Annotated in this window: 11 protein-coding genes; 8 read left to right on the top strand and 3 right to left on the bottom strand. The window is 44.4% G+C overall.

The window, feature by feature from the left end; genetic code table 11:
* Positions 1 to 219 precede the first annotated feature (219 nt).
* The 3 genes from ACM0OZ_RS17630 to ACM0OZ_RS17620 all read left to right on the top strand — a co-directional run bounded on the left by ACM0OZ_RS17630 (position 220) and on the right by ACM0OZ_RS17620 (position 2,928).
* A complete protein-coding gene (locus ACM0OZ_RS17630) occupies positions 220 to 1,857 on the top strand; it encodes a TAXI family TRAP transporter solute-binding subunit (protein ID WP_414584114.1) in 1,638 nt (545 codons plus the stop codon).
* Between the two features lie 98 nt (positions 1,858 to 1,955).
* The gene (locus ACM0OZ_RS17625; RefSeq protein WP_414584113.1) at positions 1,956 to 2,177 is read left to right on the top strand and encodes a hypothetical protein; all 222 of its coding nucleotides are present in this window, start codon (positions 1,956 to 1,958) and stop codon (positions 2,175 to 2,177) included.
* A gap of 394 nt (positions 2,178 to 2,571) precedes the next feature.
* On the top strand, positions 2,572 to 2,928 hold the full coding sequence (locus ACM0OZ_RS17620) for a nuclear transport factor 2 family protein (protein ID WP_414584112.1): 357 nt from the start codon (positions 2,572 to 2,574) through the stop codon (positions 2,926 to 2,928).
* Between the two features lie 85 nt (positions 2,929 to 3,013).
* On the opposite strand, the gene ACM0OZ_RS17615 is transcribed toward ACM0OZ_RS17620, so the two are convergent.
* Together ACM0OZ_RS17615 and ACM0OZ_RS17610 are read right to left on the bottom strand one after the other, a co-directional pair.
* The gene (locus tag ACM0OZ_RS17615; RefSeq protein WP_414584123.1) at positions 3,014 to 3,460 is read right to left on the bottom strand and encodes a DMT family transporter; all 447 of its coding nucleotides are present in this window, start codon (positions 3,458 to 3,460) and stop codon (positions 3,014 to 3,016) included.
* 96 nt (positions 3,461 to 3,556) lie between these two features.
* Positions 3,557 to 5,089 carry a YifB family Mg chelatase-like AAA ATPase gene (locus tag ACM0OZ_RS17610; RefSeq protein WP_414584111.1) on the bottom strand — a complete coding sequence of 511 codons (1,533 nt, stop codon included), beginning with the start codon at positions 5,087 to 5,089 and terminating at the stop codon, positions 3,557 to 3,559.
* 66 nt (positions 5,090 to 5,155) lie between these two features.
* Between ACM0OZ_RS17610 and ACM0OZ_RS17605 the strand changes: the two genes are divergently transcribed.
* The 3 genes from ACM0OZ_RS17605 to ACM0OZ_RS17595 all read left to right on the top strand — a co-directional run bounded on the left by ACM0OZ_RS17605 (position 5,156) and on the right by ACM0OZ_RS17595 (position 7,774).
* Positions 5,156 to 5,506, top strand: coding sequence for a histidine triad nucleotide-binding protein (locus ACM0OZ_RS17605; RefSeq protein WP_096562844.1), 351 nt, complete (start codon positions 5,156 to 5,158; stop codon positions 5,504 to 5,506).
* Between the two features lie 228 nt (positions 5,507 to 5,734).
* Positions 5,735 to 6,817, top strand: coding sequence for a photosystem II q(b) protein (gene psbA, locus ACM0OZ_RS17600; RefSeq protein ID WP_073635504.1), 1,083 nt, complete (start codon positions 5,735 to 5,737; stop codon positions 6,815 to 6,817).
* Between the two features lie 381 nt (positions 6,818 to 7,198).
* Positions 7,199 to 7,774 (top strand): Uma2 family endonuclease, encoded by a 576-nt coding sequence (locus ACM0OZ_RS17595; protein WP_414584110.1) that lies wholly within the window; start codon positions 7,199 to 7,201, stop codon positions 7,772 to 7,774.
* Between the two features lie 180 nt (positions 7,775 to 7,954).
* Here the strand turns inward: ACM0OZ_RS17595 and ACM0OZ_RS17590 are convergent, their stop codons facing one another.
* Entirely contained in the window at positions 7,955 to 8,851 is an 897-nt protein-coding gene (locus tag ACM0OZ_RS17590; RefSeq protein WP_414584109.1) for a TIR domain-containing protein, read from the bottom strand.
* A gap of 51 nt (positions 8,852 to 8,902) precedes the next feature.
* Here ACM0OZ_RS17590 and ACM0OZ_RS17585 point away from each other — a divergent pair, with 51 nt between their 5' ends.
* On the top strand, positions 8,903 to 9,040 hold the full coding sequence (locus ACM0OZ_RS17585; protein ID WP_414584107.1) for a hypothetical protein: 138 nt from the start codon (positions 8,903 to 8,905) through the stop codon (positions 9,038 to 9,040).
* Between the two features lie 114 nt (positions 9,041 to 9,154).
* Positions 9,155 to 9,712 (top strand): recombination mediator RecR, encoded by a 558-nt coding sequence (recR, locus tag ACM0OZ_RS17580; RefSeq protein ID WP_414584122.1) that lies wholly within the window; start codon positions 9,155 to 9,157, stop codon positions 9,710 to 9,712.
* Positions 9,713 to 9,805 lie beyond the last annotated feature (93 nt).

The following is a 9,805-nucleotide window of genomic DNA, read 5'->3' as shown; positions in this document are numbered from 1 at the left end:
CCTTCGGGACGCTACGCGAACAGGGGTTCTCACCCTCCCACTATGTCTTGATAGTTTTACTGCCTACTTAAATTATTAATTAATGTTGCAAACTGTTAACCTTTGGCGTAATCTCAATAAATGAAACTGAAGAAGACTAGAAGAGAATTATATTGACAGGCTGGTCTTTATCTATAAAATTCTTTCAAGATAACAAAGCCATAAAAGCTAGTAAATGAGATGATACCGGAATTATCTGGCAAGCGAACCTGGGCAAATTTACCGAAAAATATTATATCAAAGTGTGCTCAATTTTTCCATCGTCCGAAGGCTGTTTTTCTTCTGCTCAATAGTTTAGCAGGGGGAGCCATACTAACTTTGAGCAGTTGCAGTTCGCAGCCAAGTAGCGTCACTCTCTCCAGTGGCATCACTGGTAGTTACTATAATCGCCTAGGTGAGCAAATTAATAATTCTACCAAAGCTACGGTAAAACTCTCTGTTAAAAATATCAAATCCCAAGGCTCTCAGCAAAACTTAAAACGCTTGCTTGATCACCAAGTCGATTTTGCCATAGTACAGTTAGATGTTGCCAATGAGGCAATGCGGCAACAAAAGGTCAAAGCAGTTGCAATTCTGGCAAACGAATACGTCCACATTATTTCCCAGAAAGATTCTGGCTTAAAGACGTTCGCTGATCTTCAGGGGAAGCGAGTTGCTGTTGGTACTCCTGGTAGTGGAATAAGCTTCACTGCTGAGCAATTGCTAAAAACAGATAAAATAACTGTTCAACCAGATAACTCTAGTTCTGATGAAGCATTCAAGAAACTGAAATTTCGACAACTGGATGCAGTTATGTATGTGGGAAGTCTGGGGGCAAGTAAAAATCTACGGCAAGAATTTGTAAACAATCCTGACTTAAGGCTGCTTTCTATCGAACCTGCATTAATCAACCAGCTGACTGTTTTCGACCCCGGTTCCTATCAAAGTGCAGAGTTACCTGTCGGAACTTATACATCGCGTCCACCTATTCCAGACCGAAACTTACTGACCCTCTCAACTCCTACCGTTTTAGTGACTCGCCCTGACATGAATCGGCAGAAGGTTGCACTGGTTACCTGGTCTATTCTCTCTACTGCCCGTACTTATTCCCCGTTCTATCCTGCACTGCAAAACGAAGAGCCTAAAAACCTACTCAGAAAAGGGCTGTTTTACATCCACCCAGCAGCAGAGGAGGTGTTTGAACAGGGTGATCCCCGCATGGCGCTGATGCATTACTGGGAAAGTAACAGTGACTTGCAGGCTGGAGTTTTTATTTTGGGCACCAGCAGTATAGTAGGATTACTGTTGCGACAGTGGCACAGACAACGGTCTAAGAAGATGGTGACCACAACTACCAACCGGATTAATGAACTCAAGTCACTGTTACCAGATCACCCCCAGCAGGCATTAGACGGTATCGAAGACCTCAGCCAAGAGCATCGGCTGATGTTTGTTGAGGGTGCGGTGACAACGGAAGTCTACGAGCAACTGCGGCACAAAACACAGACTTTTACAGATCAGTGTCGTAGACTCCTAGAGCAGCAGCGCAAAAAGTTTGTCATGGAAACTCTCCTGCTACTTGATGAATGGCAGGCAACGTTGCAGACAGATCCAGAAGCCGCATTACAAAAGCTCAGTTATATTAAGCAGCAGTATCGACATATGCTGCTATCAGATCAGGTTGACATTGACGCATACATGGAACTGATGCAGCTAACCCTGATTTCGTTGATGACACTGGTACCGAAACATTCTCATAATGGCACAAATTCTCCCAAAAATGACCGAGAAAATACTCACAACTCACAACCTAGGAATCAGAATGGATTTGGAGAATGAAAGTCAAGGTTTACTGCTTCGACACGATACTGTGGAACTTCCAAAATAGATGCGATCGCTTGCCCTTGCCGACAAACCTAATTTTCTGATTGCCCCTTATGCTTGGATTTAGTTTTCTGGTGGTAGGAGATGCTTCTAGCGAACCAGCTTTGACTCCAGCAACCAAAACCTTAGAAGCCATTAATCAGTTACCAGTTACCAGTTATCAGTTAACAGGGAGCGTGATGGGGATTTTACCCCAACCCAAACGTACTACCTATCTTAGTAGGGGACTCTTACTCCCACCATTCGTGAACAGCTTTATGGGTAACTATGAATAACTTGATAACTGCGGCTGGTACTGATAACTGTTGATAGATTTGTGCAATCGGAAATGCAGATATTACAAATTCCAGGTTTAGCATTGGGCATTGTTGAAGGCGATCGCCGAAATGCTTAAAGCCCGTGAAACCGTAATTGATTATATTGTGGCAGTGAGTTCAAAAAGAATCCTGATGCTATGTCGAAAATGCAGAGAGGTAAGTAAAGAGAATTTAAAGACAAAAGTGATAGTTGATGACATAGGCTATATAATGTTAGGCAATTTATTACCTAAACACAGGATGTAGCACAGCCCAATACTGTGTTGGAGCGGATGGAGCAGAGCTGGATGCGAAAGTTGTTTACCACCGCTCAACTGTGTCATTGGGCGGCACAAAGTAAGGAGTGGCTACGATGCAAGATCTCATTGAACTCGAAGAGCAAGGATGGCAAGCCCTCTCATCGGCAGGAGAGGCGAGCAAAAAGTTCTATAGTGCTGTTCTCCGCGACGATGCGATTATGCTTTTCCCATCTGGCATGCTCATACATGGAAAAGAAAAAATTTTGGAATCTCTAGCCGCTCAACCCTGGAAATCGTTCCAAATACAAGAACTGCAAGCGATTTCATTATCGAACAATGCCGGAGTGCTCGTATATAGAGTTACTGCACAACGTGAAGGTAGCGAACCGTACGTAGCTCTTATCAGTAGCACGTATGTACTTAGTGATGGAACGTGGAAGTTGGTTCTTCACCAGCAGACACCCGTATGATTGCCGACCAACATTGCGCTGAAACCGAACGGAACATAGAGGTAGTTTTAAGGTTGATGGTGGAGCAATCGCACAAGCCTGCAAGTTATTTTTTGAGCCGTAATTTGAAAGTATTAGATGAGCGTTGACGTAATTGATGAGTTTGTTGTCCGATCAAAACACTCATCAAAACGATCGCAATCCCAATAAGTTGAATTGGCGTAAATGTTTGATGTAGTAAGACAAATCCAATTAGTGTTGCTACTACAGGACTTATCAACCCTAGATATGAAACAGACGATGCTTTGAGTTTATCAATCCCCCGGAACCAAAGTGCATAAGCAACTCCAGTCCCGACTAAGCCCAGATAAACGAAGCCTAATAGGTTAGGTGTTGAGAGATGAGTGATTGGTCCTTCAATCACTAGGGCGATTGGCAGCAGAACGATTCCGCCAACTGCTAACTGCCATGCTGTAAAGGCAAGTAGAGAAACTGGGCGTTTCCACTGTTTGACTAGTACCGTTCCTAGACCCATTGTTGCAGCTCCAGCGATCGCCGCAATGTTGTGATAACCTTATGATAAGATGCCTTTGCCAATGCTTCTGGCAGGTTTACGCAAGACCTTTCTAGGCATCTGAGTTACATACAATTACTGCATTCTGTCTATTGTGCGATACTGAATTGCTTCAGCAACGTGGTTGGTTTTGAGGTCATCATCCCCCGCTAAATCTGCAATGGTTCGTGCCACCTTAAGAATGCGATCGCTTGCCCTTGCCGACAAACCCAATTTTCTAATTGCCCCTTCTAATAAGTTGCGACTGCTATCATCTAGCTTGCACCATTTCTGAAGATGACGACTCTGCATTTGGGCATTGCAAGATAGATTTCCTGCATTTTTAAATCTACTCGATGCGTAGTCTCGTGCCAGTTGCACCCGTTCCCTGACAGTTGCTGATGATTCTCCTGTCGGTTGTTGGGTAATCTCCTCTGGTTTGAGGCGATTCACTGCAACTTGCAAATCAATTCTATCCATCAAAGGTCCCGAAAGCTTCGCCCAGTATTGCTCTCTCTGCCTTGGCGAACAAGTACATTGCTGAATCGTGTCTCCGTAGTACCCGCAAGCACAGGGATTGGTACTTGCAACCAAAGTAAACTGAGCAGGAAACATCACAGATTGTTTCGTCCTAGAAATCGTTACGTAGCCATCTTCCAAAGGCTGACGCAGGAATTCTAAAACATCTCTTTTAAATTCTGTTAACTCATCTAGGAAAAGTATACCTTTATGTGATATAGAAATTTCTCCTGGACGCGGAAAGCTACCGCCGCCGACAAGAGAAGGACCAGATGCTGAGTGGTGGGGACTGCGGAAAGGGCGATCGCGCACTAATGATCCTCTATTCTTTAATAACCCAGCTACCGAGTGGATACGAGTGACTTCCAAAGCTTCTGAGAATGACAATGCAGGTAAAATACCAGGCAAACGTCGTGCCAGCATAGTTTTGCCACTTCCAGGCGGTCCTACAAATATTAAGTTATGTCCACCAGCCGCTGCAATTTCTAAAGCACGACGAGCATGAGCCTGTCCTTTCACATCCTGCAAATCTGCTGTTTGTAGAAACCCATCATGGCGCGTCTCTACAGTATTATCCAATTGCACAGGCTTGTAACGCTCTGGATGATTCAAAAAATCAGCCACATCAGACAAATTTTTGAAACCATAAACAGCCAATCCTTCCACCACAGCAGCTTCTTGTGCGTTATCACTAGGAACAACTAAACCGACAATTCCCATCTTTTCAGCAGTAGCAGCAATAGGTAGGACACCCACAACTGGGCGCAAACTGCCATCAAGAGACACCTCACCCAAGAAAAGATAATCTCCCAACAAATGGGCGCTGACTTGTTCAGAAGCCGCCAAAATTCCCACGCTAATGGGTAAATCAAAACATGGACCTTCCTTGCGTAAATCCGCAGGTGTCAAATTTATGACAATCTTTCGCATAGGAAAGGCAAAACCAGCATTTTTTAAGGTTGCCTTAACTCTTTCCCGTGCTTCCTGAACCGCTGCATCCGGGAGTCCCAAGACGACAATTCCCGGCAAACCTCCCGACACATCTACTTCAACGCCCACTTTTACAGCGTCGATGCCGACAATTGACGCACTCCAAACTCTGGCAAGCATGTGCTAAATATTTCATCAAGAACACTAAACCTATAGAATCTCTAGCAGATGAACAGGTAAATTGGCATGAGTGAAACCACAGAGACAATTTTCAGCAAAATCATTCGTCGGGAAATTCCAGCTGACATAGTCTATGAAGATGACTTAGCGCTGGCATTTAAAGACGTCAACCCCCAAGCTCCCGTTCACATCCTCGTCATTCCTAAAAAACCCATCCCCAGATTAGCCGATGCTGAATCTCAGGATGATGCCCTGCTTGGGCATCTTTTATTAACAGTTAAGCGCGTTGCCGAACAAGCTGGACTCACAAACGGCTATCGCCTTGTCATCAACACTGGTCCTGATGGTGGTCAAACCGTTTACCACTTGCATCTGCATATCCTGGGTGGACGGCAGATGACATGGCCCCCTGGTTGATGGATAAATAAGCAGTATAAAGCACGTAGGGTTGCGTTACGCTTAGGCGAATGCACCCTATCTTCATGTTCTACAAACAACTTGTGGTATTGATAACTAAAGCAAATCAATTACATAATAAATACTTAATTAAAATCTCTTTACAAATCTCAATAATGCCTTTAATGTAATAAACAGGTAGGCAAAAAGACCTACAGAGAACATAAAAAACAAAGCACTTATAAAACCATGACCACAACCTTACAGCGTCGCGAAAGCGCCAACGTCTGGGGTCGCTTCTGCGAGTGGATCACCAGCACCGAAAACCGCTTATACATCGGTTGGTTCGGCGTCCTCATGATCCCCACCCTGCTTGCAGCAACCACCTGCTTCATCATCGCATTCGTAGCAGCACCTCCCGTTGACATCGATGGTATCCGTGAGCCTGTTGCAGGTTCATTGGTATACGGCAACAACATCATCTCTGGTGCAGTTGTTCCTTCTTCCAACGCTATTGGTTTGCACTTCTACCCCATCTGGGAAGCAGCTTCCTTGGATGAGTGGTTGTACAACGGTGGTCCATACCAGTTGGTAGTATTCCACTTCCTGATTGGCGTATTCTGCTACTTAGGTCGTGAGTGGGAACTGTCCTACCGCTTGGGTATGCGTCCTTGGATCTGCGTAGCATTCTCTGCTCCTGTAGCAGCAGCAACCGCAGTATTCTTGATTTACCCCATTGGTCAAGGTTCCTTCTCTGATGGTATGCCCTTGGGTATCTCTGGTACATTCAACTTCATGTTGGTGTTCCAAGCAGAGCACAACATCCTGATGCACCCCTTCCACCAACTTGGTGTAGCAGGTGTATTCGGTGGTAGCTTGTTCAGTGCAATGCACGGTTCTTTGGTAACCTCTTCCTTGGTTCGTGAAACAACCGAAACCGAATCTCAGAACTACGGTTACAAGTTCGGTCAAGAAGAAGAAACCTACAACATCGTTGCAGCACACGGCTACTTCGGTCGCTTGATCTTCCAATACGCTTCATTCAACAACAGCCGCAGCTTGCACTTCTTCCTGGCTGCATGGCCTGTGATTGGAATCTGGTTCACCGCACTGGGCGTAAGCACCATGGCGTTCAACCTCAACGGTTTCAACTTCAACTCCAGTGTGATTGATTCACAAGGTCGTGTGATTGGAACCTGGGCGGACATCCTCAACCGCGCTAACCTGGGTATGGAAGTAATGCACGAGCGTAACGCTCACAACTTCCCTCTCGACTTGGCTGCAACTGAAGTTGCTCCTGTTGCTTTGAGCGCTCCTGCAATCAACGGCTAATAACTTTGTTTAGCTGAACAAAAAAAGCGTCTCCCTCGGGGGGCGCTTTTTTGTTTGAACGGCATTGGTAAGTTGCTTGCAAAACACTTTGGTAAGAATCCCCGGCAACTGGTATTAACCCAAGTTGCCGGGGATTCTTACTGGCTGTATGTGGTTTTGGGGATGTAATACGGTTAATTACCGCGTTTTATTATACAAAATTAAGGTAAGTATTGGCGGGAGATACCAAGGAAATTAAGCAGGTGACGCGGTATATTGTTGGCGCTAAGGCGTTGCAGCAAAATGCTGTAAGTTAATATGTCATCCCCTTTTATTGTGGTGTGGAACAAAATGGATATAGGTTTGTAGCTCAGTCAACGAACAAAAACGGGAGCCACTTCTATGACAGCACTTACATTAAACCTCAATTCTATAATTAAACTGACAAGAGAGCAGTTTTATCAATTGTGTGAAGAAAACCCCGATTTAAAATTAGAACGCAATGCCCAAGGAGAATTGATTATAATGCCACCTACGGGAGGAGAAACAGGAAAAAGTAATTCTACCATTAACGCTCAAATATGGTTCTGGAACGACCAAAATCAATTGGGCGAAGTTTTTGATTCATCAACTGGATTTACTTTACCAAATGGTGCTGACCGTTCTCCAGATGTTTCTTGGGTGGAAAAATCTCGTTGGGATGCTTTGACTAAAGAACAAAAAGAAAAATTTATTCCTCTGTGTCCTGATTTTGTCATTGAGATACTTTCACCTAATGACAGCTTAAAAAAAACTCAGAATAAGATGCAAGAATATATAGAAAATGGCTGTCGTTTGGGTTGGTTGATAAACAGAAAAAAACAGGAAGTAGAAATCTATTGTCCAGGACAGGAGGTAAAAGTTTTAAAATTACCTCAAACTCTTTCCGGGGAAAATGTTTTACCTGGTTTTGTACTCAAAATGCAACGAATTTGGTAAAAGTTCGTAGTGTGGACTTCAGTCCTCATAAACTTATAAACATTAATAACAGAAAATAATTAAGCAGCATTTATTACAATAATCTACGGAGAACTTTATCAACAGACAAAGCAACCAGACAAGGCTGAGGCTCGGTACTTAAAAGCGGTTGAACTGGCAACAACGGCTAACAGTGTAGTGTTAGGTGCCCTCTTGAGACTTCGGTTTTACATCCAGAATCACTTTGATTGTTTGAATTCTAGAGGGTTCAATTACTACGCTTGCTGTGCCGAAAGGGGTAGAAACTGTCAAATCTTTCGCCTGTTGAAGAGAGACAAAGAGTTCTAAAGGAACCTCATAACCTAGCTTCTGAAAAAGGCAGCGGGTTGCCTCCTCCATTTCAATTAAACCCTGATCACGAGTCAGAGGGTTATTCACATTAAGAACAAGCTTGAGTTGCTCAACACGTCGCTCAACATTACTCTCAACATAGTAAGCCAGATTTGTTGGTAGACCAATCACATTTCGAGGTGAACCGATAGGGAGATAATCACTGGAAGCCAGCCAACCTAGCTCATCTTTACGCCATGTCCGGGTTGCAAGCCCTAACTCAGTTAGCGCAGTGCAAGCGGCAGGTGCCACACGAGAAAATGGATCTGTAAAGCTTCCATTTCCCCCTCCTTTATCATATCGACGTGCTCGATGCCTCTCGATCGCCTTTGCAACCTCCGCTACCCCTTCCTTGAAGTTGCTTCTGATGTCAGCGTACTTCTTATCCCTAAGAAGCCTTGGAATCTCACAGTCCTTACCAAGAACAGGGAGTATGAGAGCAGATCTCGACTCTGCTTCATCGACAAGCTTCGATTGCCATTCTTTCTGAACCCATATTGACTGGATGCTGTTGGGAGTTAGGAGAAGTACAAGAAATTCTGTAGCTTCTAAGCCTTCCTGGATCTTTTCGCTAATCGAGTCGCCAACAACAATTTGCCCAGAGTCCATCCAAACCGCAATACGACGCCCTTCCAAAGCCTCTACAAACTTTTCCGCCAACTCCTTGTCTTTACTGGAGTATGACAGGAACACATCAGGTCTGCTCATGTCAGCAACTTTATCTCCTCAAACCAAACGTTCTCTGGGCATCTAACTATTTTGCCACGCATTTACTGGAAGTACGATATTCACATGATGCAAGAATTGCTAGGGGACAAAGATGTAAGAACGACGATGGTTTATACCGATGTGTTGAATCGTGGCGATCGCATTGTCTGGAGTCCGCTTGACCTTTGATGAGTTAAATGACGAATCCAAAATCCTGTAAGAATGGCATCATAGTTAAGGTACGAACATAGTGGAGACAAGACAACGGTTTACGCACGCCCTTTAGCACGCTTAATTGAACAACTGCAACGCTTGCCTGGAGTTGGTCCAAAAACTGCTCAGCGCCTAGCATTGCATATTTTAAAGCGACCAGAAGCAGAAGTTGAGGCTCTGGCGCAAGCCCTGATTGAGGCAAAAAAACAGGTAGGTTTGTGTACTGTCTGCTTTCACCTATCTTCTGAACCAGTTTGTGAAATTTGCCGCAACCAAAGCCGCGACAACGGAACTATTTGTGTAGTTGCAGATTCTCGTGATGTGATTGCCTTGGAAAAAACTCGTGAGTTTAAAGGCAAGTACCATGTCTTAGGTGGGGTGATTTCCCCGATAGATGGTATTGGTCCAGAACAGTTAACAGTTCAGGCTTTGGTGCGGCGGGTGAGTCAGCACAAGCCTGAAGAAGTGATTATGGCAATTAGTCCAAGTGTTGAAGGTGAGACAACGACACTGTATGTTGGTCAACTACTGAAGCCATTTACCAAGGTGACGCGGATTGCTTTTGGCTTACCTGTGGGTGGAGATTTGGAGTACGCTGATGAGGTGACTTTGGCAAGAGCCTTGGAAGGTCGCCGAGAGTTGGATTAATTATTAGCCAAAGACTAAAGACTAATGGCTAACAATTAATCTAAAAATAAATTATCCATTATGTAGGGTGGGTTCCGGCGCACGACAGTTGAG

The sequence above is a fragment of the Scytonema sp. PCC 10023 genome (assembly GCF_963920835.1).
GTDB lineage: Bacteria > Cyanobacteriota > Cyanobacteriia > Cyanobacteriales > Nostocaceae > Kalymmatonema.
Note: the sequence above shows the minus strand (reverse complement) of the source record. Positions and strands in the feature narration are given on the sequence as shown.

Excerpts from the sequence above, each read along its gene's own strand:
- psbA (WP_073635504.1), top strand. The coding sequence starts at position 5,735 with ATGACCACAACCTTACAGCGTCGCGAAAGCGCCAACGTCTGGGGTCGC.
- ACM0OZ_RS17590 (WP_414584109.1), bottom strand. The coding sequence starts at position 8,851 with ATGAGCAGACCTGATGTGTTCCTGTCATACTCCAGTAAAGACAAGGAG.
- ACM0OZ_RS17610 (WP_414584111.1), bottom strand. The coding sequence starts at position 5,089 with ATGCTTGCCAGAGTTTGGAGTGCGTCAATTGTCGGCATCGACGCTGTA.
- ACM0OZ_RS17620 (WP_414584112.1), top strand. The coding sequence starts at position 2,572 with ATGCAAGATCTCATTGAACTCGAAGAGCAAGGATGGCAAGCCCTCTCA.
- ACM0OZ_RS17605 (WP_096562844.1), top strand. The coding sequence starts at position 5,156 with ATGAGTGAAACCACAGAGACAATTTTCAGCAAAATCATTCGTCGGGAA.
- ACM0OZ_RS17625 (WP_414584113.1), top strand. The coding sequence starts at position 1,956 with ATGCTTGGATTTAGTTTTCTGGTGGTAGGAGATGCTTCTAGCGAACCA.
- ACM0OZ_RS17630 (WP_414584114.1), top strand. The coding sequence starts at position 220 with ATGATACCGGAATTATCTGGCAAGCGAACCTGGGCAAATTTACCGAAA.
- ACM0OZ_RS17595 (WP_414584110.1), top strand. The coding sequence starts at position 7,199 with ATGACAGCACTTACATTAAACCTCAATTCTATAATTAAACTGACAAGA.